This is a genomic window from Burkholderia sp. 22313 (assembly GCF_052045245.1).
In the GTDB taxonomy this organism is placed as follows: domain Bacteria; phylum Pseudomonadota; class Gammaproteobacteria; order Burkholderiales; family Burkholderiaceae; genus Burkholderia.
In genome coordinates this window covers 17,588-41,847 of the sequence record NZ_JBQEON010000036.1, presented here as the reverse complement: position 1 = coordinate 41,847, position 24,260 = coordinate 17,588, and the positions used below count along the sequence as shown (strand labels likewise).

Annotated in this window: 19 protein-coding genes, 1 other RNA gene and 1 pseudogene; 11 read left to right on the top strand and 10 right to left on the bottom strand. The window is 67.1% G+C overall.

Annotated elements, in window-relative coordinates; translation table 11 throughout:
- Positions 1–65 precede the first annotated feature (65 nt).
- Positions 66–1,094: a hypothetical protein gene (locus ACTJKF_RS25435; RefSeq protein ID WP_440627156.1), complete on the bottom strand. Its 1,029-nt coding sequence runs from the start codon at positions 1,092–1,094 to the stop codon at positions 66–68.
- Positions 1,095–1,217: 123 nt separating this feature from the next.
- On the opposite strand from ACTJKF_RS25435, the pseudogene ACTJKF_RS25430 reads away from it, so the two are divergent.
- A pseudogene (locus tag ACTJKF_RS25430) lies at positions 1,218–1,445 on the top strand (MFS transporter); the annotation flags it as partial.
- Between the two features lie 77 nt (positions 1,446–1,522).
- Here ACTJKF_RS25430 and ACTJKF_RS25425 read toward each other — a convergent pair.
- Positions 1,523–3,361 carry a tetratricopeptide repeat protein gene (locus tag ACTJKF_RS25425; protein WP_440627154.1) on the bottom strand — a complete coding sequence of 613 codons (1,839 nt, stop codon included), beginning with the start codon at positions 3,359–3,361 and terminating at the stop codon, positions 1,523–1,525.
- Positions 3,362–3,492: 131 nt separating this feature from the next.
- On the opposite strand from ACTJKF_RS25425, the gene ACTJKF_RS25420 reads away from it, so the two are divergent.
- Entirely contained in the window at positions 3,493–5,139 is a 1,647-nt protein-coding gene (locus tag ACTJKF_RS25420) for an FAD-dependent monooxygenase (protein ID WP_440627153.1), read from the top strand.
- Positions 5,140–5,147: 8 nt separating this feature from the next.
- Here ACTJKF_RS25420 and ACTJKF_RS25415 read toward each other — a convergent pair whose 3' ends face one another.
- From ACTJKF_RS25415 to ACTJKF_RS25400, 4 genes are read right to left on the bottom strand one after another with little or no spacing between them, the layout of a single operon-like run.
- A complete protein-coding gene (locus ACTJKF_RS25415) occupies positions 5,148–5,399 on the bottom strand; it encodes a formate dehydrogenase subunit delta (RefSeq protein WP_440627151.1) in 252 nt (83 codons plus the stop codon).
- Positions 5,400–5,406: 7 nt separating this feature from the next.
- Positions 5,407–8,358: a formate dehydrogenase subunit alpha gene (gene fdhF, locus ACTJKF_RS25410; protein WP_440627149.1), complete on the bottom strand. Its 2,952-nt coding sequence runs from the start codon at positions 8,356–8,358 to the stop codon at positions 5,407–5,409.
- A gap of 17 nt (positions 8,359–8,375) precedes the next feature.
- Positions 8,376–9,953, bottom strand: a complete 1,578-nt coding sequence (locus ACTJKF_RS25405) for a formate dehydrogenase beta subunit (protein WP_440627147.1) — start codon at positions 9,951–9,953, stop codon at positions 8,376–8,378.
- Entirely contained in the window at positions 9,950–10,450 is a 501-nt protein-coding gene (locus ACTJKF_RS25400; RefSeq protein WP_440627145.1) for an NAD(P)H-dependent oxidoreductase subunit E, read from the bottom strand. The genes ACTJKF_RS25405 and ACTJKF_RS25400 overlap by 4 nt, the downstream gene beginning before the upstream one ends.
- Before the next feature lie 131 nt (positions 10,451–10,581).
- Here ACTJKF_RS25400 and ACTJKF_RS25395 point away from each other — a divergent pair, with 131 nt between their 5' ends.
- From ACTJKF_RS25395 to ACTJKF_RS25385, 3 genes are all read left to right on the top strand, one after another.
- The gene (locus tag ACTJKF_RS25395) at positions 10,582–11,688 is read left to right on the top strand and encodes a substrate-binding domain-containing protein (protein WP_440627143.1); all 1,107 of its coding nucleotides are present in this window, start codon (positions 10,582–10,584) and stop codon (positions 11,686–11,688) included.
- A 101-nt stretch (positions 11,689–11,789) separates the two neighbouring features.
- Entirely contained in the window at positions 11,790–12,059 is a 270-nt protein-coding gene (locus tag ACTJKF_RS25390; RefSeq protein ID WP_440627199.1) for a hypothetical protein, read from the top strand.
- Positions 12,060–12,363: 304 nt separating this feature from the next.
- The gene (locus ACTJKF_RS25385) at positions 12,364–12,717 is read left to right on the top strand and encodes a DUF4148 domain-containing protein (protein ID WP_440627141.1); all 354 of its coding nucleotides are present in this window, start codon (positions 12,364–12,366) and stop codon (positions 12,715–12,717) included.
- Between the two features lie 271 nt (positions 12,718–12,988).
- On the opposite strand, the gene ssrA is transcribed toward ACTJKF_RS25385, so the two are convergent.
- The 4 genes from ssrA to ompA form a co-directional block, all read right to left on the bottom strand.
- Positions 12,989–13,358, bottom strand: a transfer-messenger RNA (tmRNA) gene (ssrA, locus tag ACTJKF_RS25380).
- A gap of 17 nt (positions 13,359–13,375) precedes the next feature.
- The gene (gene gph / locus ACTJKF_RS25375) at positions 13,376–14,092 is read right to left on the bottom strand and encodes a phosphoglycolate phosphatase (RefSeq protein WP_440627139.1); all 717 of its coding nucleotides are present in this window, start codon (positions 14,090–14,092) and stop codon (positions 13,376–13,378) included.
- Between the two features lie 13 nt (positions 14,093–14,105).
- Complete coding sequence (ubiG, locus tag ACTJKF_RS25370; RefSeq protein WP_440627137.1) at positions 14,106–14,804, bottom strand: bifunctional 2-polyprenyl-6-hydroxyphenol methylase/3-demethylubiquinol 3-O-methyltransferase UbiG; 699 nt, start codon at positions 14,802–14,804, stop codon at positions 14,106–14,108.
- Positions 14,805–14,956: 152 nt separating this feature from the next.
- Complete coding sequence (gene ompA, locus ACTJKF_RS25365; RefSeq protein ID WP_440627135.1) at positions 14,957–15,625, bottom strand: outer membrane protein OmpA; 669 nt, start codon at positions 15,623–15,625, stop codon at positions 14,957–14,959.
- 535 nt (positions 15,626–16,160) lie between these two features.
- On the opposite strand from ompA, the gene gyrA reads away from it, so the two are divergent.
- The 6 genes from gyrA (at position 16,161) to aroA (ending at position 24,249) form a co-directional block, all read left to right on the top strand.
- Positions 16,161–18,764, top strand: coding sequence for a DNA gyrase subunit A (gene gyrA, locus ACTJKF_RS25360; RefSeq protein WP_440627133.1), 2,604 nt, complete (start codon positions 16,161–16,163; stop codon positions 18,762–18,764).
- 82 nt (positions 18,765–18,846) lie between these two features.
- Positions 18,847–19,446, top strand: a complete 600-nt coding sequence (locus ACTJKF_RS25355) for a DUF2059 domain-containing protein (protein ID WP_440627132.1) — start codon at positions 18,847–18,849, stop codon at positions 19,444–19,446.
- A 172-nt stretch (positions 19,447–19,618) separates the two neighbouring features.
- Positions 19,619–20,701: a 3-phosphoserine/phosphohydroxythreonine transaminase gene (serC, locus tag ACTJKF_RS25350; RefSeq protein ID WP_440627130.1), complete on the top strand. Its 1,083-nt coding sequence runs from the start codon at positions 19,619–19,621 to the stop codon at positions 20,699–20,701.
- Between the two features lie 33 nt (positions 20,702–20,734).
- Complete coding sequence (gene pheA / locus ACTJKF_RS25345; RefSeq protein WP_440627128.1) at positions 20,735–21,817, top strand: prephenate dehydratase; 1,083 nt, start codon at positions 20,735–20,737, stop codon at positions 21,815–21,817.
- A 187-nt stretch (positions 21,818–22,004) separates the two neighbouring features.
- On the top strand, positions 22,005–22,931 hold the full coding sequence (locus tag ACTJKF_RS25340) for a prephenate dehydrogenase/arogenate dehydrogenase family protein (protein WP_440627127.1): 927 nt from the start codon (positions 22,005–22,007) through the stop codon (positions 22,929–22,931).
- A gap of 13 nt (positions 22,932–22,944) precedes the next feature.
- Positions 22,945–24,249, top strand: a complete 1,305-nt coding sequence (gene aroA, locus ACTJKF_RS25335; protein WP_440627125.1) for a 3-phosphoshikimate 1-carboxyvinyltransferase — start codon at positions 22,945–22,947, stop codon at positions 24,247–24,249.
- Positions 24,250–24,260 lie beyond the last annotated feature (11 nt).

The window sequence follows — 24,260 nt, the reverse complement described above, 5'->3', positions numbered from 1 at the left end:
GATGGATCGACGGATGAACGAAACCCGGCGAAGCATGCTTCGCCGGGTTTTTTATTGGGCGCGCGTCAGCGGGTGAATGTGTCGGGGGCGTCGGTCAGTCGACGATGGGACAGTTGTGCCGTCCAGTCGAAGCCGGCGGCGGCCGCATTGGTCGACCGTGCGGGGCGATCGGCTTGCAGCGCGTTCGCCATTGCGATCAGCGCGAGCGGATCGTCGAGCGGATCGTGCCGGGCGTCCGGATGCGCCGGCCGCGCGAGACGATCATGCCGATCGCGTGACGGCGCGCGCGACGCATGGCGAGTGACCGGCGGACTGGCCGCGAGCCGCGCAGCGGAGGGCGCGCGCACGGGGGCCCGTGTCGTGCGCTTGCCGTTCGGTCGATCCGGTGACGCCGGCGATGCGGTGGCAACGCGGTGTACGTCGGGTATCGCGCCGGCGAGTCGCGGTGCTGGCTCGGGCGTGGTATCGCGTACGGGCAGCGACGATCCGGACGGCGTTGCGGCGGGACGCGCCGCGATGTGCTGCGCGGGAGCGATGACCGGCGTGGCGGGCTCGACCGCGGCGACACGCACGATGCCCGCGGATTGCGTGAGGTGCGCCGGCACGTCGCCGGCGGTCACAACCGCGAGTACGGGTGCGAGACCCGGGATCGGTTCGTGCACGGCGATCAACCCGCCGATGATACCGAGCGCGCCGATGCTCCAGCAGGTGGCATGCATCGCGCGCCGGTCCCGCGTGCGACCGGGCGTACGTTCCGCGCGCCGTTCGGCTGCGCCGTCCGCAATGGCGGCAATGGTTGGCGCGCAGGCTGACGCCGGTTGCGCAGCCGGCAGCGGTTGCCAGCGACACGCGCGATGCGGGGAATCGACGTCGATGCAGGATGTCGTCAGCGTGGCAAGACCGCGCTTGCCGGGCCGGGCGCCGGACGAGCCGTGGAACGTCCACTCGCGGCCGAACGGCGGCACGCCGTCGAGCGGAGCGACGCGAGGGCGGGCGAGGGCGCCTTCGACGTAAACAAGGGGCGATGGGGTCATGAGGGCGGTGCGCCGTGCGACACGGGTGACCATGCCGACCGCGGCGCGATAGCGTCGCAAATCGTGTCATTGTGGTGAGGCGACGGCGATCGGTCGATCAGATCGGTCTGATTTTGATGTGCCTTTCGGGGCGATACGTACGAGCCGGATGCAGCGATGACGACTGCAGGCCCGGCACAACGCACTTTTGTGATGCCGGCCGACTTGCGCACGGCCGACTTCTCGCTCACATACAGCCTCTCGACGACGATTGGCGGCTTCACGCCTGCGATCTCGACGCTGCTGATTCACCAGACGGGCAACAAGGCGGCGCCGGGGCTGTGGCTGAGCGTTGCCGCGATCTGCGGACTGATCGCGACGCTCGTGCTGTATCGCACGCCCGAGTCGCGCAATCGGTACAAGGCGGCCTGACGACGCCTGCATCGCGTCACGTTGGATGCCAAAGGGAGCGCGTCGCACTCCCTTTGGCTTATGCCCTTCGGGTGTATTCAGGCGTCGCGCAGCGCGCCGGCGACCGCGGCCGCCACGTCGAGCCATTGTCCGGGCGTGGACTGGCGGGCGAGCCGGGCGTGCGGATACCACGGGCAGTCGTCGCCGGTGAACCAGCGCCAGTCGGCGGCGAACGGCAGCATGATCCACAGCGGCTTGCCGAGCGCGCCCGCGAGGTGCGCGACCGCCGTATCGATCGTGACGACGCCGTCGAGCCGTTCGATCAGCGCGGCCGTATCGGCGAAGTCGTTCAGCCGGCCGTCGAGGCGATGCACGCGCGGATGCGCGTCGACGCGCGCCCGTTCGTCGGCGTCGAGCGCGGGCTGCAGCACGATCCAGTCGATGTCCGGCAGCGCGAGCAGCGGCGCAAGCGCGTCGAACGGCATCGAGCGGTTTTCCTGCGCCTGCCGGCGCCCCGACCAGGCGAGACCGAACTTGCGCTTCGCCTGGCCGCCGAGCGAGCCGCGAAAGCGCCGGCGCGCGGTGTCGGGTGCGCCGAGGTAGCGCGTGTTCGCGACGATGTCGGCCGGTTGCAGCCCGAGCAGGAACGGCAGGCTCATCAGCGTGCACGCGATGTCCGCCGCCGGCGGCTTCGCGGCACCCGGTGCGACGAGCGTGACATGCCAGCGCGTCGCGGCCGGCGCGAGCAGCGCGACGAGTTCCGGCTGCACTTCGAGCACGATGCGTGCGCAGCGCGCGCGGGCCAGCGGCACGAAGCGGACGAACTGCAGCGTGTCGCCGAAGCCCTGTTCCGCGCGGATCAGCAACGTGTGCGACGCAATCGGTTCGCCTTGCCAGCGCGGCAGCGCGCCGAGCGGCGTCGCGCCCGGCGTGTCGTGGCGCGTTTCGTACGCGGGCAGGCCGCGGGTGAAGTCGCCCAGCGTCAGCAGCGTGACGGCGCGGTGCAGTTGCGCGAGCTTCAGGTCGGGCGCGACGCGCAGCGCCTGGTCGAATGCGCGCAATGCCATCTCGTGCGCGCCGAGCGCGTGATGCGCATTGCCGAGATTCAGCCATGCGAGGCTGAACGATGGATCGAGGCCGACCGCGCGTTCGTAGTAGGGCAGCGCGTCGCGCTGGCGTGACTGCGCGCTCAGCGCGTTCGCGAGCCCGAAGAGCGCGAGCGGAAACGGCGGGTGCAGCGCGAGCGCGGTTTCGAACGCGGCGGCGGCTTCGCCGTGACGGCCGACGGCCTCGAAGGTATTGCCGAGATTGAAATGCGCGGCGACGAAGCGCGGCTCGGCCGCGATCGCCGCCTGAAAGTGCGCGATCGCGTCGTCGGCCCGGCCCATCGCGTTCAGCGCCATCGCGAGATTGTTGTGCGCGCCGGCGTGCCCGGGCCGCAGCTCGAGTGCGCGATGGAATGCGGCGAGCGCGTCGTCGTGACGACCGAGCGCGTTCAGCGCGTTGCCGAGATTGTTGTGGATCGACGCGTCGTCGGGCGTGAGCCGCAGCGCGCGCGCGAACGCGTCGACCGCATCTTCGTGGCGCTGCAGCGCCGCGTACGCATTGCCGAGGTTGTAGTGCGCGAGCGGAAAGTCGGGCGCGAGCGTCAGCGCGTTGCGAAAGCGGTCGATTGCATCGTCGAGCCGGCCGAGCGCCTTCAGCGCGTTGCCGAGATTGAGCTGCAGCGCGGCATCGCCCGGGCGCAACTCGACCGCGCGCCCGACGAGATCGGCCGCCTCGGCATGTTGCCCCTGCTGATGCCGCAACACACCGAACAGATGCAGCGCGTCGGCGTCGGCGGGATTGGTGGCGAGTGCGGTGCGATAGCCGTGCTCGGCCTCGGCGAGGCGGCCCGCGCGGTGCGCGGCAAACGCTCGGTCGAATGCGGAATCCATGACGCGAAAAACTGACGGAAAGCGCGTATTTTCCCACACTGCGCGCGGCTGCCCCAGATCGGCCGGTCGGCATATGGCCCCGTCACGCGGAGCGGCGTAGACTGGCGGGATTGCGTGTCATCGAGGCGCTCATGGCTGACACACTGCTCGATATCCCGCCCGTGCTGATCGTCGGCGCAGGCCCGACCGGCCTTGCCGCGGCGATGAGTCTCGCGCGTGCCCGCGTGCCGGTGCGCATCATCGACCGGCTCGCCGCGCCCGCGCCGCATTCGCGCGCGATCGGCATCCAGGCGCGCACGCTCGAACTACTGGAGCAGCACCGCACGGTCGAACCGTTTCTCGCGCTCGGTCATCGCGTGCATGCGGCCGCGATGCATGCCGACGGCCGCGTGATCGCGCGGCTCGATTTCGATCCGCTGCAAACGCGCTACCCGTACCTGCTGCTGCTCGACCAGAGCGTCACGGAGCGGGTGCTCGCGGAGCATCTGGCCGGGCTCGGGGTGACGGTCGAGCGCGGCGTCACGCTTGCCGCGTGCGACGCCGGCGGCACGTCGCTCGACGTGACGCTGCGCGGCGCCGATGGCCGGGACGAGCGATTCGCGCCGTCGTACCTGATCGCCGCCGACGGCGCGCACAGCTCGGTACGGCATCTGCTTCACGTGGGCTTCGCGGGCCGTGCGTTCGAACAGACGTTCCTGCTTGCCGATTTCGCGGCGATACCCGACTGGCCCGACGAAGAGATCCACCTGTTCACGACGCCCGACGGCATCGCCGGCCTGTTCCCGATGGGGAGCGGCCGCTACCGGCTCGTCGCCGACCGGCCGCCCGGCGGCGGCCCGTCCCCCGACGCGCAGCCCCCGTCGCTCGACGAATGCGACGCGATCGTGCGTGCCCGCATGGGCGTATCGATCGCGCCGAGCGATCTCGCGTGGTCGTCGTATTTCCATCTGCACAGCCGGATGGTCGACCGGCTGCGCTACGGGCGCGTGTTTTTCGCGGGCGACGCCGCACATGTCCATAGCCCGGCCGGGGCGCAGGGGATGAACACGGGCATCCAGGAAGCGTTCAATCTCGGCTGGAAGCTCGCGCGCGTGCTCGGCGCAGGTACGCCCGAGCGGCTGCTCGACACGTATCACGCGGAACGCCACCCGATCGAGCGCGACGTGTTGCGGCAGACCAGTTTCGTCACGCAGATGGTCGAAGCCGACCACGGTGCGATCAAGCTGCTGCGCGATCACGTCGTGCCGCTGCTGTCGTCGTTCGGCCCGGTGCGCGACGCGGTGCGGCGCACGTTCAGCGAGCTTGGCGTGCAGTACCGGAAGAGTCCGCTCACGCTCGAACGCGTGCTCGATGGCGGGCCGCGCGCAGGCGAGCGCGCCCCCGACGCACTCGTGCATGTGGTCGACGGGCCGCTCGGTCAGGCGCCCGGCACCGCGCGGCTATACGACCTGCACGATCCGGCGAGCTTCACGCTGTTGCTGCTCGAAGCGCCGTCGAGTACCGATCCGGGCGATGTGCCGCCGATTGCCGCGGATGCGCAGGCGCTCGCGCAGGGGCTGGAACGGATCATGCCGGGTGCCGTGCGTGCATGGCGCGTCGCCGATGCCGAAAGCGATGGAGCGGAAGGGCTGATGCAGGCGTACGGCCGCTCGCGGCCGTCGTTCTACCTGTTGCGGCCGGATGGCTATATCGCGGCGCGCGGCCGTACGGCCACCGACGCGAACACGCTGCTGCGTCATTGCGAAAGCTGGTTCGCGGGCATGTCGCTGCCCGCGTAGCGGGGCGCTCAGGCGGAGGCGGCGGCCGGCACGAGCGACGCGCGGTGCGCGGCGATCGCGTCGCGCACGATCGGTATCGCGCGTTGCGCGGCCGCGCCCGACGGATCGTCGAGCGCGGCGAGAAACGCGCGCCGCATCCGCGGTTCCCAGAAGCGCCGGATATGCTCGGCGATGCCGGTCAGCGCTTCTTCGCGATCGGGCATCGACTCGAAGAATGCGCCGATCTGGTTGGCCATGTCGATCAGGTGTCCGTTGTCCATTCCGTCCTCACTTGCCCGTCGTCACGGCAGCCGGTGCGGCGGCGCGGCGCTCGAGCAGGTCGAGCTGCTCCGAGTTGAAGCGCGCATACGCTTGTTGCCACTCGGACGGTTGCGCAACCGGCATCACCTGCACGGCCGTCACCTTGTATTCCGGGCAGTTCGTCGCCCAGTCGGAGCTGTCCGTCGTGATCACGTTCGCGCCCGACTCGGGGAAGTGGAACGTCGTGTACACCACGCCCGGCTGCATGCGGTCGGACACGAGCGCGCGCAGCACCGTCTGACCGGCACGCGACTCGATGCCGACCCAGTCGCCGGTCCGGATCCCGCGATCCTCCGCGTCATGCGGGTGGATCTCGAGGCGGTCCTCTTCGTGCCACTGCACGTTCTCGGTCCGGCGCGTCTGGGCGCCGACGTTGTATTGCGACAGGATACGGCCCGTCGTCAGGATCAGCGGATAGCGCTGCGTGACCTTTTCCGGCGTCGGAATGAACTGCGTGATCACGAACCGGCCCTTGCCGCGCACGAACTCGTCGATATGCATCGTCGGCGTGCCTTCCGGCGCGTCTTCGTTGCACGGCCACTGGATACTGCCGAGCGCGTCGAGCTTCTCGTACGACACGCCCGAGAAGGTCGGCGTGAGCCGCGCGATCTCGTCCATGATTTCCGACGGATGCGTGTAGTGCATGTCGTAGCCGAGCGCTTGCGACAGCAGCAGCGTCACTTCCCAGTCCGCGTAGCCCGCGAGCGGCGGCATCACCTTGCGCACGCGCGAGATGCGGCGCTCCGCGTTCGTGAACGTGCCGTCCTTCTCAAGGAACGTCGAGCCCGGCAGCAGCACGTGTGCGTATTTCGCGGTCTCGTTCAGGAAGATGTCCTGCACGACGATGCATTCCATCGACGACAGCGCGGCCGCGACATGCTGCGTGTTCGGATCCGACTGGACGATGTCCTCGCCTTGGCAGTAGAGCCCCTTGAAGCTGCCGTCGAGCGCCGCGTCGAACATGTTCGGAATGCGCAGCCCCGGTTCCGGTTGCAACGTCGCCGACCATGCCTGCTCGAACTGCGTGCGTACGGTTTCGTCACCGATGTGACGATAGCCGGGCAGCTCGTGCGGGAACGAGCCCATGTCGCACGAACCCTGTACGTTGTTCTGCCCGCGCAGCGGATTGACGCCGACGCCTTCCCGGCCGATGTTGCCGGTCGCCATCGCGAGGTTCGCGATGCCCATCACCGTCGTCGAGCCTTGCGCGTGCTCGGTCACGCCGAGGCCGTAGTAGATCGCGGCGTTGCCGCCCGTCGCATAGAGGCGCGCGGCTTCGCGCACCAGCTCGGCCGGCACGCCCGTCACATCGGCGGTTGCTTCCGGCGAGTTCTCGGCACGCGACACGAAATCGCGCCATTGCTCGAACGCACGCGTTTCGCAGCGTTCGGCGACGAACGCGTCGGCCACCAGCCCTTCGGTGACGATCACGTGCGCGAGCGCATTGATCATCGCGACGTTGGTGCCGGGGCGCAGCGGCAGGTGATGCGTGGCCTTCACGTGCGGGCCGTCGACCACGTCGATGCGGCGCGGGTCGATCACGATCAGCTTCGCGCCTTCGCGGATGCGCCGTTTCAGGCGCGAGCCGAACACCGGATGGCCGTCGGTCGGGTTCGCGCCCATCACGACGATCACGTCGGCGTGGCCGACCGACGCGAAGGTCTGCGTGCCGGCCGATTCGCCGAGCGTCGTCTTCAGCCCATAGCCGGTCGGCGAATGGCACACGCGTGCGCAGGTGTCGACGTTGTTGTTGCCGAACGCGGCGCGCACGAGCTTCTGCACGAGGTAGGTTTCCTCGTTCGTGCAGCGCGACGACGTGATGCCGCCGATCGAATCGCGGCCGTACTTCTGCTGCAGCTTGCGGAATTGCGTCGCCGCGTAGGTGAGCGCCTCTTCCCAGCTGACCTCGCGCCACGGGTCGGTGATCTTCTCGCGGATCATCGGCTTCGTGATGCGGTCCTTGTGCGTTGCATAGCCCCACGCGAAGCGGCCCTTCACGCACGCGTGGCCTTCGTTCGCGAGGCCGTTCTTGTGCGGCGTCATCCGCACGACCTGCGTGCCCTTCATTTCGGCCTTGAACGAGCAGCCGACGCCGCAGTACGCGCAGGTCGTGACGACCGAGTGCTCGGCCTGGCCGAGCTGGACGACGGTCTTTTCCTGCAGCGTGGCGGTCGGGCACGCGGCGACGCACGCGCCGCACGATACGCATTCCGATGCCATGAACGATTCGCTCTCGCCGGCCGCGACACGCGATTCAAAACCGCGCGCGGTGATCGTCAGCGCGAACGTGCCTTGCGTTTCCTCGCACGCGCGCACGCAGCGGTTGCAGACGATGCATTTCGACGGGTCGTACGTGAAGTACGGGTTCGATTCGTCCTTCTGCTCGCGCAGGTGGTTTGCGCAGTCGTTGCCGTAACGTACTTCGCGCAAGCCCACCACACCGGCCATGTCCTGCAGTTCGCAGTCGCCGTTGGCGGGGCAGGTGAGGCAGTCGAGCGGGTGGTCGGAGATGTATAGCTCCATCACGTTGCGGCGCAGCGACTGCAGCCGGTCCGACTGCGTGCGCACCTTCATCCCGGCTTCGGCGGGTGTCGTGCACGATGCCGGGTAGCCGCGCCGGCCTTCAATCTCGACGAGGCACAGACGGCACGAGCCGAACGGCTCGAGCGAATCGGTCGCGCAGAGCTTGGGGACATTGACGCCGGCTTCGATCGCCGCGCGCATCACCGACGTGCCGGCCGGCACCGTGACCGGCTGGCCGTCGATTTCGAGCGTGACGTCGGTATCGGCATGCCGTTGCGGCGTGCCGTAGTCGGTATCGTCGAACGGATCGAATGCGCGCGCCTGTGCGGCGCTCTTGCACGCGCATTGGCCCGAGCCGCAGCCGCCTTGGCGGACGTTGTTCGTGTCGAGGGACATGCAGGGCTCCTTCTGGGTCAGGCCGCAGCCTTGACCGGACCCGCCGCGGCTTGCTTGCCGTCGGCGAGCCCGAAATCTTCGGGGAAATGGTCGAGCGCGGACAGCACCGGATACGGCGTCATCCCGCCCATCGCGCACAGCGAGCCGGCGAGCATCGTGTCGCACAGATCGCGCAGCAGCGTGACCTGCCGCTCCGACGTATCGCCTTCGCGAATCCGTGCGATCGTCTCGACGCCGCGCGTCGAGCCGATCCGGCACGGCGTGCACTTGCCGCACGATTCGATCGCGCAGAACTTCATCGCGTATTCGGCGAGCTCGGCGAGATTCGACGTGTCGTCGTGCAGCACGATGCCGCCGTGGCCGACGACCGCGCCGATTGCCGTGTACGCCTCGTAGTCGAGCGGCACGTCCCATTGATGTTCGGGCAGATAGGTGCCGAGCGGGCCCCCCACTTGGGCGGCGCGCGCGGGCCGGCCGCTTGCCGTGCCGCCGCCGTAGTCGAACAGCAGCTCGCGCAGCGTGACGCCGAAGGCGAGCTCGACGAGGCCGCCGTGGCGAATGTTGCCTGCGAGCTGGAACGGCAGCGTGCCGCGCGAGCGGCCCATCCCGTAGTCGCGATAGAACGCGGCGCCCCGCGCGAAGATCACCGGCGCGGTCGCGAGCGTGATCACGTTGTTGATCACGGTCGGCTGGCTGAACAGGCCGGCGAGCGCAGGCAGCGGCGGCTTCGCGCGCACCACGCCGCGCTTGCCTTCGAGCGATTCGAGCAGCGCCGTTTCCTCGCCGCACACGTACGAACCGGCACCCTTCGCGACGAGCAGGTCGAACGCATGCGCGGAGCCGAGCACGTGCTCGCCGAGCCAGCCGGCTTCGCGGGCGCGCTCGATCGCGGTTTCGAGTGCGGCGATCGCGTGCGGGTATTCGCTGCGCACGTAGATGTAGCCGAGCGTCGCACCCGTCGCGATGCCTGCGATGATCATCCCTTCGATCAGGCAGTACGGGTCGCTTTCCATGATCAGGCGATCGGAGAACGTGCCCGAATCGCCTTCGTCCGCGTTGCAGACGATGTACTTCTGCGTCGCGCTGGCCTGCCGCACCGTGCGCCATTTGATGCCGGCCGGGAAGGCCGCGCCGCCACGGCCGCGCAACCCCGATTCGATCAGCGTCTCGCAGGCGGCGTCGCCGTCGAGCGCGAGAGCGTTCTTCAGGCCGGCGAGGCCGTCGTGCTTCAGGTAGTCGTCGATCGACAGCGGATCGGTCAGGCCGATGCGCGCGAACGTGAGGCGCTGCTGGCGCGCGAGATACGGCAGCGCATCGACGAGGCCGACGCCGCTCGGATGCGTGCCGCCGTCGAGCCAGTTGGCGTCGAAGAGGGCGGGCACGTCAGCGGCCGACAGGTTCGCGTAGCCGACGCGTCCGGCGGCCGTGCCGACCTCGACGAGCGGCTCGAGCCACAGCAAACCGCGCGAGCCGTTGCGGATCAGTTCGACCGCGACGCCGCGCCGCTCGGCTTCCGCGACGATCGCGGCGGCGAGGGCATCGGCGCCGAGCGCCAGCGCGGACGAATCGCGCGGAACGTAGATGCGGGTCGTCATGCGGCCTCCGGGGTGTGGGCGGCCGCGTCGGCGAGCAGGGCGTCGAACTTCTCCGGCGTGACCTTTGCGTGCAGCACGCCGTTGACCGTCATCGACGGCGATTGCGCGCACAGTCCGAGGCAGTAGACCGACTCGAGCGCGACGTCGCCCGGCGCGTGCGCATCGGCGCCATCGCCGTGCGCGGCGTCGAACCGGCAACCGGTGCGGGCTTCCGCGTGCGCGGCCAGCGCTTCGCAGCCCATGCTGCGACACGCCTCGGCGCGGCACATCTGGATCGTCACGCGGGCGGGCGGCGCGGTGCGGAAATGGTGATAGTAGGTGAGCACGCCGTGGACTTCCGCGCGCGACAGGTTCAACGCCTTCGCGAGCGGCGCGACGCAGCCCGCCGGCACGTAGCCGGCGTCGTCCTGGATCGCATGCAGGATCGCGACGAGCGAGCGGCCGGCGCGTGCATGGCGCTCGACGAGCGCGTCGGGCGCAGGGGAATTCGGGGACATCGGTTATGCTCCTCCAAAGTCTCATATGCGCTGGGAATGCATATAGTGCGCAACGAGACTTCGTTCTGATTGATTTTGACCAACGATAAGCGGAAGATTTCGCGGTCGCAATAGGAAATCGGAGTACATAATTGATTCGAATCGAATGCGACGCGTATCTGACCGTACGCGACACGGAGGGGCGCACGGCGAGCCTGTCGGACGTCGCGCCGTTGCTGGAGCTCGTGGCCGACACGGGCAGCATCGCGCAAGCCGCGCAGGCGAAGGGGCTGTCGTATCGGCACGCGTGGGGCATGCTGCGCGCGCTGGAATCGTGCGTCGGCGGCGAATTGATCGAGACCGCCCGCGGCAAGGGATCGACGTTGTCGGAACTGGGGCAGGCTGTCGTCGACGCGCAGCGCCTCGCGCGCAGCCGTCTCGACGGGAACTTGCGCGCGCTGGCGGCCGAGGTGGCAAGTGACCTGAACCGGCGGCTCGCGCAGCGCGACGGCGCCGTGCGCATCCACGCATCGCACGGCTATGCGGTCGCGACGCTCGTCTCCGCGCTCGTCGACGCGCAGGCCGCCGTCGACATCAAGTATCGCGAGAGCGTCGAGGCCGTGCAGGCGCTTGCGCGCGGCGAATGCGACCTGGCCGGCTTCCATCTGCCGCGCGGCGCGTTCCGCGAGCAGTGTGCTCAGATCTACCGGCCGTGGCTCGACGACACGCGTCACGTACTGATTCATCTGACGCGTCGCCAGCAGGGGCTGTTCGTGCCGCGCGGCAACCCGAAGCAGGTCCGCGGGCTCGCCGATCTCGCCCGCAACGACATCCGCTTCGTCAACCGGCAACCGGGGTCGGGCACGCGCATGCTGCTCGATCTCGCGCTGCGCGCGATCGGCATCGACCCCGAGCGTATCGACGGCTATGCGTCGGCCGAACTCACGCATTCGGCGATCGCGGCGTTCGTCGCGAGCGGGATGGCCGATCTCGGCTTCGGCGTCGAGCCGGCCGCCCATCACTTCGGGCTCGATTTCATCCCGGTCGTCGATGAGGACTATTACTTCGCGTGCGAACGCGCGCGGCTCGACGCGCGGCCGCTCGCCGGCGTGCTGGAGCTGCTGCGCGACGCGCGCTTCGTCGAGCGCGTCGCGCATCTCGACGGCTACGATCCGGCCGCGTGCGGGGCGCTGACCGGCATCGCGGCAGGGCTTGCCGGCGGCAGCGGGGCGGCTGCCCCGGACGGCAATGCACGGTAATGGCGACACGCGAGAACTGCGCTGCAGCAGCGGGGGATTTGCGCTACGCTTGCCGCTTGATCAACGTTCCAACAAGCACGCCGTTCAGGCGTCATCCCGCCATGAAATTTTCCGTTCCCTTCTCTGCGGCAGCGTTGACCGCGGGGCTTCTGGTCGCTGTTTCGCCGTTTGCGCTTGCGCAGAATTCCCCGGGCGTGCCTGGCGGGATCCTGAGCGAGCAGTTTCGCCTGAACGAGCATCCGCAGATGCCGTTCGCGGCGTCGAGCCCGTCGCAGAAATACCAGAGCGGCAAGAAGTCGGCGCTGCGCCGCAAGGGCGACCTGGGTGACCCGAACGGCTGCAACCTGAAGTGCCCGATGGATACGCAGTAAAAACACCACGCGCCGGTGCCGGCGCACGTATCGGCACGCGCCTGATCAATGACCGCACACCTGCCGCGCGGTCTCCTCGAGCCCCGTGAAGCTTGCTGCTTCGCGGGGCTCGTGTTTTGTGGGGCGTCGTCGTGCCAGGCGGTGACGACGTGATGAATGCGGAATCTAGGGTTAACCCTGGATTCAGGAAGAATGTCTTCCAGAAACCTGCCTTATTCTTAAGCACTCACCTACATAAACTTCGGTTTGTCAGCGATGAACGGGTGTTCACCGCGAAATCAGATAAATCTGGAGGTAGGTCATCATGAAGTCGCTCGTTCAAGCCGTTGTCGTTGCTGCCGCTCTCGTTGCCCCGGTCGTGTCGTTCGCGCAGTCCGGCTCGGCACTCACCCGCGCCCAGGTTCGTGCCGAACTGGTTCAGCTCCAGCAGGCCGGTTACAACACCGCCAGCGGCGAAGATCCGCACTATCCGGAAGCGATCCAGGCTGCCACCGCCCGGGTTGCCGAGCAGCAGCGCAGCGCGCTCGCGCAGGCGCAAGGCGCCGATGCCAGCGGCTATGGCGCGCAAGTGCAGGGCGCATCGGCAGCGGGTTTGCGTGCGATCGACGTGCGTCCCGCCAGCGCGGAAGAAATGAAGTCGCTCTATCGCGGCAGCTAAGCTGCGCATTGCCCGGCGAGACCGCGGGCCGGGCGCGACGACGCGTCGTGCCCTGGGCCGCAGTGCCGGGCAGGGTGTCGTTCGGTGCAATCGATTTCCGCGCGGACGGCACCGACCCTCCGTCACCTCCTGCCGCTGGAACACCGGCGGCATTCAGCCCGGCCCGTCCGGGGCCGGGCGCTTTTTCGGCAGGATCGGATGCGACGTGTCCGGCCAACAAAAAACCCCGCAGACTCGCGTCATGCGGGGTTTGTGCGTCAAGCGCGGAATTTGGTGGAGGCGGCGGGAATCGAACCCGCGTCCAGAAGCGCTCCACGACTAGTTCTACATGTTTAGTTCAGTCATTTGATTTAACCGCAGCGACGCGGACGAACACGCTGCACTACGGCGATTCGCTAGGTTTTCGACCCTGGCGTCGCGACGCCGACAGGGCTTAACTGACGTAAATGACCTCTGGCGGTATTGCTACCGGTCTTGCGACACTAGCCCGTCAGTGAACTAGGCAGAGGACGGCGGCCGTTAGGCTGCCAGTGCGAACGTATCGTCGTTTGCAGTTACGATTTTCCCATTGATTAACGAGGTGACGGGTCCTCGACATGCCCTAGCCGCTTCACAACCCCTGTCGAAACCAGGTCGCCCCCGCGGATAAGATCAAGCATTATAGCCCAACATCGCGCAGCAGTTGGCGCAGTTGCTGCGTCGTGTCGACGAGATGCTGCGCTTGCCAGTCGGCCGGCGCGGGGCCGTCGCCGCAGTAGCCGTACGCGGCCGCGATCGTCGCCATGCCCGCTGCGCTGCCGGCCTGGATGTCGCGAAGATCGTCGCCGACATAGACGATGCGCTCGGGCGCGAGTGTCATTTGCTCGGCCGCATGCAGCAGCGGGGCCGGATGGGGCTTCGAGTGCGGCGTCGTGTCGCCCCCGACGATGCAGGCCGCGCGCGGCGTCAGGCCGAGCAGGTCGGCGAGCGGTGCGGTGAGGCGCATCACCTTGTTCGTGACGATGCCCCAGCGTACGCCGCGCGCATCGAGTTCATCGAGCGCGTCGTCGATGCCGGGGAACAGCGCCGTGTGCACGCAGATGTCCGACGCGTAATTGGCGAGGAATTCGTCGCGCATCGCGTCATAACCGGGCGATTGCGGGTTGATGCCGAATGCGCCGCCGAGCAGGCCGCGCGCGCCGGCCGATGCCAGCGGCCGCAGCACGCCAAGCGGCGTTTCGGGCAGGCCGCGCACGCGCTGCATCTTGTTCACGGCGGCGGCGAGATCGGGCGCCGTGTCGGCGAGCGTGCCGTCGAGGTCGAACAGCACGGCATCGCAGTGCAGCAGGCGCGGCGCGTCGAGTGCGACCTGCTCGGTCGAAAGGGGAGTCGTCATGCCGGTCGGAAGGTCAGGCGCCGCGGCGGCACGCGACGAGATAGTTGATGTCCGTGTCGTTCGACAGCGCGAAGCGCTTGCCGATCGGGTGATAGGTGATGCCCTTGATCTCGACGATGTGGAGGTTGGTCCCGCGCACGAAGCTCGCCAGTTCCGACGGGCGGATGAACCGCGCATAGTCGTGCGTGCCCTTCGGCAGCATCTGCGCGATGTACTCCGCGCCGATGACGGCGAACAGGTAGGACTTCAGGTTGCGGTTCAGCGTCGAGAAGAACACCCAGCCGCCGGGCTTCACGAGCGTCGCGCACGCGGCGACGACGCCTGCCGGCGACGGCACGTGCTCGAGCATCTCCATGCACGTGACGACGTCGTAGGTGCCCGGCTCGCGTTCGGCGATCGCTTCGGCGGCGATCGCCTCGTAGTCGACCGTGATGCCGCTTTCGAGGCTGTGCAGATCGGCGACGCCGAGCGCTTCGGTCGACAGGTCGATGCCTTTGACCAGCGCGCCGAGCCCGGCCATCGATTCGGACAGGATGCCCCCGCCGCAGCCGACATCGAGCGCGCGCTTGCCGGCCAGGTGCGCATGCGCGTCGATCCAGCCGAGCCGGACCGGGTTCAGGTCGTGCAAGGGTTTGAATTCGGCATTCGGGTCCCACCACCGATGGGCGAGGTCGCTGAATTTCTGGAGTTCGTGCGGATCGGCGTTGGTCATGTCGGCAAACGGGCTACGGAAGGAGGGCGGTGCGTCGGTACGTCAGCCCCGAGTATATAAGCGGGCGGACGACGAGGCCAGCGAGCGCCTGGACGGGCGTCAAAGAAAAAGCCCCGCCGGAGCGGGGCTTTGAAGCAGTCGAAAACCGCGGCTTACTGTGCCGGAACGGTCGTCTTCTGAACTTCTTGCGTACCGACCACTTCGACTTCGACGCGGCGGTCCGGTGCGAGGCAGGCGATCAGTTGCTTGCGGTTCTTCTGGTTGCAGCCGGTCGTGACCGGGTTGCGCTTGCCCTTGCCTTCCGTGTAGACCTTGTTGGCCGGGACACCCTTGCTGACCAGGTACGACTTGACTGCTTGCGCACGGCGCAGCGACAGACGGTCGTTGTACTTGTCCGAACCGATGCGGTCCGTGTAGCCCGTGGCGACGACCACTTCCGTGTTCATGCCTTCGATCTTCGCTGCGAGCTCGTCCAGCTTCTGCTTGCCGACCGGCTTGAGCGTTGCCTTGTCAAAGTCGAACAGTGCGTCGGCCTGGTACGTGATCTTCTGGCTCGAGATGGCCGGAGCGACCGGAGCGACCGGCGGCTGCGGTGCTTGGGCGACCAGCGCGCCATCGCACTTTGCATTGGCGGTGGCCGGCGTCCAGAACGCGTCACGCCAGCAGAGCTCGTTCGTGCCGTTCATCCACACCCATTCGCCCGTGCCGTTCACCCAGTTGTCGTTGACGGCTTGACGCGACGCCGGCACGGACTGTGCCGAAGCGGATGCAGCCATAACTGCGGTAGCTGCAATGAACGCGAGCTTTGAAAGTTTATTCATATTTCTCCTCTCGAAATTGAGATTACCGCAGGTTTACTGCGAGCCTGTTGACGGTGACAAGTCATACATTGCTCGAAGTATAACATTGGTGCGGCACAAAAAACGCGGCGCCGCTCTGTGTAGACTTCGAGCAGCGTCTAACTTTCAGTGCGTTGGCATTTTGCCATATCGTTCCCTTCCTACGAAAAAAAATCCTCCCCACCCTAAGATCGCTTCAACTTTGTGGTGCATGCGCAACACCGGCCTGCTGTAACTTTCAGGAATTGTCAAGAGCGTGTCCGCGAAATTGCGCGGGAGGCCGCAAATGTTTACTGGCGTGCGGAAACGGATTTGCGTGAAAACCCGGGTGCCTGAAAGGGCGCGATCGCGATTGGTTCGGGGTGCCGTTGTCGTCGCCACGATTTTTGCTGTTTACATATAGAGGGGGCGGCGAACTGGCGGCTGATGGGCGCATGTTAGAATCTCGCGTTGCGTTGCGCATGCAGCGCCCACGCGAAAGGCGTTCGCCGTCTTCGCTCCGAAACGATACGGATACATGGATCAATTCGCCAAAGAGACCCTGCCCACCTCCCTCGAGGAGGAAATGCGCCGTTCGTATCTCGATTACGCGATGAGCGTGATCGTCGGACGTGCCCTTCCGGATGTCCGCGATGGCCTGAAGCCCGTGCACCGGCGCGTACTGTTCGCGATGCACGAACTGAACAACGACTGGAACCGCGCGTACAAGAAATCGGCGCGTATCGTCGGTGACGTGATCGGTAAGTATCACCCTCACGGCGATACCGCGGTGTACGACACGATCGTGCGGATGGCGCAGGACTTCTCGCTGCGCTACATGCTGATCGACGGACAGGGCAACTTCGGCTCGATCGACGGCGACAATGCCGCGGCGATGCGTTACACCGAAATTCGCATGGCGAAGATCGGTCACGAACTGCTTGCCGACATCGACAAGGAAACGGTCGACTTCGAGCCGAACTACGACGGCAACGAGATGCAGCCGTCGGTCCTGCCGGCGCGCATCCCGAATCTGCTGATCAATGGCTCGTCGGGCATCGCGGTCGGCATGGCGACCAACATCCCGCCGCACAACCTGAACGAAGTCGTCGACGCGTGCCAGCATCTGCTGGGCAACCCGGAAGCGACGATCGACGAGCTGATCGAGATCATCCCGGCGCCGGACTTCCCGACGGCCGGCATCATCTACGGCGTCGCCGGTGTGCGCGACGGCTACCGCACCGGCCGCGGCCGTGTCGTGATGCGCGCGGCCACGCACTTCGAGGAGATCGACCGCGGCCAGCGGATGGCGATCATCGTCGACGAGCTGCCGTACCAGGTGAACAAGCGTTCGCTGCTCGAGCGCATCGCGGAGCTCGTCAACGAGAAGAAGCTCGAGGGCATCTCCGACATCCGCGACGAATCCGACAAGAGCGGCATGCGCGTCGTGATCGAGCTGAAGCGCGGTGAAGTGCCCGAAGTGGTGCTGAACAACCTGTACAAGGCGACGCAGCTGCAGGACACGTTCGGCATGAACATGGTCGCGCTCGTCGATGGCCAGCCGAAGCTGCTGAACCTGAAGGAAATCCTGCAGTGCTTCCTGTCGCATCGACGCGAAGTGCTGACGCGCCGCACGATCTACGAACTGCGCAAGGCCCGCGAACGCGGTCACGTGCTCGAAGGTCTCGCGGTCGCGCTCGCGAACATCGACGAGTTCATCGCGATCATCAAGGCTGCGCCGACGCCGCCGATCGCGAAGCAGGAGCTGATGGCCCAGCCGTGGGATTCGTCGCTCGTGCGCGAGATGCTGACGCGAGCCGAGGCCGAGAACGCATCGGCGGGCGGCCGCTCCGCGTATCGTCCGGAAGGCCTGAACCCGGCATTCGGCATGCAGGCCGACGGGCTGTACCGTCTGTCGGACACGCAGGCGCAGGAAATCCTGCAGATGCGTCTGCAGCGCCTGACCGGTCTCGAGCAGGACAAGATCATCGGCGAGTATCGCGAAGTGATGGCGCAGATCGCCGACCTGCTGGACATCCTCGCGCGCCCCGAGCGGATCACGACGATGATCGGCGAAGAGCTGGCGACGGTGAAGGCCGAATTCGGCGACGCACGCCGCTCGAAGATCGAGTTGAACGCGACCGAGCTGAATACCGAAGACCTGATCACGCCGCAGGACATGGTCGTCACGATGTCGCACGCGGGTTACGTGAAGTCGCAGCCGCTGTCCGAGTATCGCGCGCAGAAGCGCGGCGGGCGCGGCAAGCAGGCGACGCAGATGAAGGAAGACGACTGGATCGAGACGCTGTTCATCGCGAACACGCACGATTACATCCTATGCTTCTCGAACCGCGGCCGCGTGTACTGGGTCAAGGTCTATGAAGTGCCGCAGGGCTCGCGCAACTCGCGCGGCCGTCCGATCGTCAACATGTTCCCGCTGCAGGAAGGCGAGAAGATCAACGTCGTGCTGCCGGTCAAGGAATTCTCGGCCGACAAGTTCATCTTCATGGCGACGTCGCTCGGCACCGTGAAGAAGACCCCGCTCGAAGCATTCAGCCGCCCGATGAAGAAGGGCATCATCGCGGTCGGTCTCGACGACGGCGACTACCTGATCGGTGCATCGATCACTGACGGCGCGCACGACGTGATGCTGTTCTCCGACGCCGGCAAGGCCGTGCGCTTCGACGAAAACGACGTGCGCCCGATGGGGCGCGAAGCGCGCGGCGTGCGCGGCATGCAGCTCGAGGACGGGCAGCAGGTCATCGCGCTGCTGGTCGCCGGCAGCGAAGAGCAGACCGTGCTCACCGCGACCGAGAACGGCTACGGCAAGCGCACGCCGATCACCGAGTACACGCGTCACGGCCGCGGCACGAAGGGGATGATCGCGATCCAGACGTCCGAGCGCAACGGCAAGGTCGTCGCCGCGACGCTGGTCGACGCCGAGGATCAGATCATGCTGATCACGACGGCTGGCGTGCTGATTCGTACCCGCGTGTCCGAGATCCGCGAGATGGGGCGCGCAACGCAAGGTGTTACACTCATCAGTCTTGATGAAGGTACGAAGCTCTCCGGCCTGCAGCAGATCGCGGAAGCCGAAGAGGGCGATGGCGAGGCCGACGAGGCGTCGGACGGCGAAGCCTAAGAACGAATGAGATTCGAGCCGCCGCCGGCGCATGGCGCCGCGGTCGGCGAGCAACCATTCATATTTCCAAAAGGGAGTGATGATGCAAAAGCAATTCAAGCAACTGGTTCTGCTGGCTGCACTGGTGCCGACTTTCGCGATGGCGCAAGCGCTGTCGAATTCCGCACCGGCTGCAACCGCGGCAGCTGCGCCGATCGACGCCGACAAGAAGGCAGCGATCAAGGATCTGCTCGACGCGATCGACGCGCCGAAGCTCGTGTCGGCTATCGGCAACAGCGCCGAAATGCAGGCAAAGCAGCTCGTGCCGGCGATCCTGTCGGACGCGCTGTCGGAAAACAAGTCGCTGAACGACAAGCAGAAGCAGGCCGCCGTGCCGTCGCTGCAGAAGAACGCAGTGCCGAAGCTGGTTGACGGCGCGGGCAAGGTGTTCGGCACGCAGCAGTTCCAGAACGACGCGATGTCGGCTCAGTACGACGCGTATGCGAAGTACTACAGCACGTCGGAGATCAAGGATCTGACGACGTTCTACAAGAGCCCGACGGGCCGCAAGTTCATCCAGGTTCAGGATCAGGTTGGCCGCGACGTGGTCAACGGCCTGATGCAGAAGTACATGCCGCAAGCGATCCAGGCGACGCGTGCGCAGGCTGACAAGGAAGTCGCGGCAGTCAAGCCGGGCAAGTAAGCCGTCCGGGCACGCGGCCCGGCCGTTCGGCCGGGTTTGGCGGGAGCCTGATGACAGTGCGATAATGGCCGTTTGCGCGCGAGCGCAAGCGGCCATTCCTTTTCTGGCGCGGTTCTTTCTGCCGGCGGCAAGCCGGTCGCAAGCCGGTCGCGTCCCTCCCGAGGTTTTCACGATGCGCGTCTTTAATTTCTCCGCCGGCCCTGCGGCGCTCCCCGAGGAAGTGCTGCGGCAGGCCGCCGACGAAATGCTCGACTGGCACGGCAGCGGCATGAGCGTGATGGAGATGAGCCATCGCGGCAAGGAATTCATGTCGATCCACGAAGCGGCGCTGACCGACCTGCGCGAGCTGCTCGACGTGCCGGCCAGCCACCGGATCCTGTTCCTGCAGGGCGGCGGCATTGCCGAGAACGCGATCGTGCCGATGAACCTGCTCGGCTCGCGCAAGACCGCCGACTTCGTCGTGACGGGCTCGTGGTCGCAGAAGTCGTTCAACGAGGCGAAGAAATACGGCACGCCGCATCTGGCCGCCTCCGGCAAGACGGCGGACGGCTTCACGCGCGCGCCCACCCGCGCCGACTGGCAATTGTCGGACGATCCGGCCTACGTGCATCTGTGCACGAACGAGACGATCGACGGCGTCGAGACGTTCGAGATTCCCGACCTCGGCGACGTGCCGCTCGTCGCGGACGTCTCGTCGCACATCCTGTCGCGCCCGATGGACGTCGCGAAGTACGGCGTGCTGTTCGGCGGTGCGCAGAAGAACATCGGGATGGCCGGCGTGACGGTCGTGATCGTGCGCGAGGATCTGCTCGATCGCGCGCTGTCGATCTGCCCGTCCGCATTCGAATGGAAGACCATCGCCGCGAACAACTCGCTGTACAACACGCCGCCCACTTACGCGATCTACGTCGCGGGCCTCGTGTTCCAGTGGCTGAAGCGGCAGGGCGGCCTCGAGGCGATCGAGGCCCGCAATATCGAGAAGGCGAAGCTGCTCTACGACACGATCGATGCGAGCAGCTTCTATCTGAACAAGGTCGAGCCGGCGGCGCGTTCGCGGATGAACGTGCCCTTTTTCCTGGCCGACGAAACGCGCAATGAAGACTTCCTTGCCGGCGCAAAGGCGCGCGGGCTGCTGCAGCTGAAGGGCCACAAGTCCGTCGGCGGCATGCGGGCGTCGATCTACAACGCGGTGCCGCTCGCGGGCGTGAAAGCGCTCGTCGAGTACATGAAGGACTTCGAACAGCACGGCGCCTGACGGCGGCGCTGTTCAAACAGCACGGCAAAACGCATGGACGACGAACTGAATTCCAGCCTGAAACCGCTGCGCGATCGCATCGATGCGATCGACGCGCAGCTGATTGCGCTCCTCAACCAGCGCGCCGCGGTGGCGCTCGAGGTGGGCGAGGTCAAGAAGCATTTCAATGCACCGGTGTTTCGGCCCGAGCGCGAACTGCAGGTGATCGCACGCCTGCAGGACATGAGCGCGGGGCCGCTCGCGAGCGAGCACATCAGCGCCATCTGGCGCGAGATCATGGCCGCGAGTCGCGCGCTCGAGCAGACGATTCACGTCGCGTTCCTCGGCCCGGTCGGCACGTATAGCGAACAGGCGATGTTCGAGTATTTCGGCCAGTCGATCGAAGGGCTGCCGTGCCCGTCGATCGATGAAGTGTTCCGCTCGGTCGAGGCAGGCGCATCCGCATTCGGTATCGCGCCGGTCGAGAATTCGACCGAAGGCGCGGTGTCGCGCACGCTCGACCTGTTGCTGCAGACTCAGCTGCTGATCAGCGGCGAACTCGCGCTGCCGATCCATCACAACCTGCTCACGCAGAGCGGCACGCTCGACGGCGTGACGCGCGTCTGCGCGCATGCGCAGGCGCTCGCGCAATGCCAGCAGTGGCTTGCCGCGAACGCGCCGCAGCTCGAGCGGCAAGCGGTGTCGAGCAACGCGGAGGCCGCGCGTCTCGCAGCGGCCGACCCGAGCGTCGCGGCGATCGCGGGCGATCGCGCGGCCGCGCACTACGGGCTGCAGATCGCGTTTTCGCTGATCCAGGACGATCCGCACAACCGCACGCGCTTCGTGATCGTCGGCAAGCAGCCGGCCGGGCAGAGCGGTCACGACCAGACGTCGCTGATCGTATCGGTGAAGAACGAGCCGGGCGCCGTATTCAAGCTGCTCGAACCGCTCGCGCGGCATGGTGTGTCGATGACGCGCTTCGAGTCGCGTCCGGCACGCGTCGGCACGTGGGAGTATTACTTCTACATCGACATCGAAGGGCACCGGGACGAGGCGGCCGTGGCTGCCGCGCTCGCGGAGCTCGGCCAGAAGGCCGCGTTCCTGAAGATACTCGGTTCGTATCCGCGCGCGCGCTGACGCGCAGCGGCCCGTCGCCTGCCACGTGCCGGCGGCGCGGCGAAGCGGGCAGGGCAGGCCGGGCGGCGCTGCCGAAGGCGGGTTCGGGCGGTATCCGGTGCAGGTCGCGCCGGATGCGGGCCCGTAGCCCGGAATCTGGATCTCCGTGTGCGGGGCGTCGTTCCGTGCGCGTCACTTGGCTCTTGTCGTGTCAGGCTTTGCATTCAACAAACTGGTCATCTTCGGCGTCGGCCTGATCGGCGGATCGCTGGCGCGCGCGCTGCGCGAGCGTGCGCCGGGCGGCGCGGGCGAGGTCGTCGGCGTCGGCCGTTCGCGTGCATCGGTCGAGCGCGCGCTGGCGCTCGGCGTGATCGATCGCGCGGCGGCGCTCGATGACGATGCGCAACTGCGCGACGCGCTTGCCGGCGCCGATCTCGTGCTATTGGCTGCGCCCGTCGCGCAAACGGGCCCATTGCTCGCGCGCATCGCGCCGTGGCTCGACGCAGCGACGATCGTCACCGACGCGGGCAGCACCAAGTCCGACGTCGTCGCGGCCGCGCGCGAAGCGCTCGGTACGCGGATCGCGCAGTTCGTGCCGGGGCATCCGATTGCCGGACGCGAGTCGAGCGGTGTCGAGGCCGCGTTGCCGGATCTGTACGTCGGCCGCAATGTCGTGCTGTGTCCGCTGCCGGAGAACGCCCCCGAGGCGGTTGCGCGGATCGATGCGATGTGGCGGGCGACCGGCGCCGACGTGCGCACGATGAGCACGGCGCAGCACGACCGCGTATTTGCATCGATCAGCCATCTGCCGCACGTGCTGTCGTTCGCGCTCGTCGAGCAGATCCTCGGCGAGGCGGATGCCGAGCTGAAATTCTCGTACGCGGCGGGCGGCTTCCGCGACTTCACGCGCATCGCCGCGTCGAGCCCGGAAATGTGGCGCGACGTGTGCGTCGCGAATCGCGCGGCGCTGCTCGACGAGCTCGACGGCTATACGCGCGTGCTCGCACGGCTGCGCGAGGCGATCGACGCCGGCGACGGCGCGGCGCTCGAAGCCGTCTTCACGCGCTCGCGCGCCGCACGCAAGGCATGGCAGGAGCGTGGCGCGCAGCCCGCTGCCGAACCGCTCAAGAAATAACAGGACGATTCCCATGGACTATCTCGATCTCGGCCCGTATTCCAGCGCATCGGGCACCGTGCGCCTGCCCGGCTCGAAAAGCATCTCGAACCGCGTGCTGCTGCTCGCGGCGCTCAGCGAAGGCGACACGACGATCACGAACCTGCTGGATTCCGACGACACGCGCGTGATGCTCGATGCGCTCGGCAAGCTCGGCGTGAAGCTCGCGCGTGATGGCGACACCTGTGTCGTCGCCGGCACGCGCGGTGCGTTCACCGCGAAGACCGCCGACCTGTTCCTCGGCAACGCGGGCACCGCGGTGCGGCCGCTGACGGCGGCGCTCGCGGTCAACGGCGGCGACTATCGCGTGCACGGCGTGCCGCGCATGCACGAGCGCCCGATCGGCGATCTCGTCGACGGCCTCCGACAGATCGGTGCGCAGATCGACTACGAACAGGACGAAGGCTTCCCGCCGCTGCGGATCAAGCCCGCGTCGATCACGGTCGACGCGCCGATCCGCGTGCGCGGCGACGTGTCGAGCCAGTTCCTCACGGCGCTGCTGATGACGCTGCCGCTCGTGAAGGCGAAGGACGGCAGGATCGTCGTCGAGGTCGACGGCGAGCTGATCTCGAAGCCGTACATCGACATCACGATCAAGCTGATGGCGCGCTTCGGCGTGACCGTCGAGCGCGACGGCTGGCAGCGCTTCGTCGTGCCGGCCGGCGTTCGCTACCAGTCGCCGGGCCGGATCATGGTCGAGGGCGATGCGTCGTCGGCGTCGTACTTCCTTGCGGCCGGCGCGCTCGGCGGCGGCCCGCTGCGCGTCGAGGGCGTGGGGCGCGCGAGCATCCAGGGCGACGTCGGCTTCGCGAACGCGCTGATGCAGATGGGCGCGAACGTATCGATGGGCGACGACTGGATCGAGGTGCGCGGCATCGGCCACGACCACGGCAGGCTCGAGCCGATCGACATGGACTTCAACCTGATTCCGGACGCGGCGATGACCATCGCGGTCGCGGCGCTGTTCGCGAGCGGCACGAGCACGCTGCGCAACATCGCGAGCTGGCGCGTGAAGGAAACCGACCGCATCGCCGCGATGGCGACTGAGCTGCGCAAGGTCGGCGCGATCGTCGAGGAAGGCCCCGACTATCTGGTCGTCACGCCGCCGCAGCAGCTCACGCCGAACGCGGCGATCGATACGTACGACGATCACCGGATGGCGATGTGCTTCTCGCTCGTCAGCCTGGGCGGCGTGCCCGTGCGGATCAACGATCCGAAGTGCGTCGGCAAGACGTTCCCCGACTATTTCGACCGCTTCGCCGCGCTCGCCAAAGCCTGACCCGACCGTAT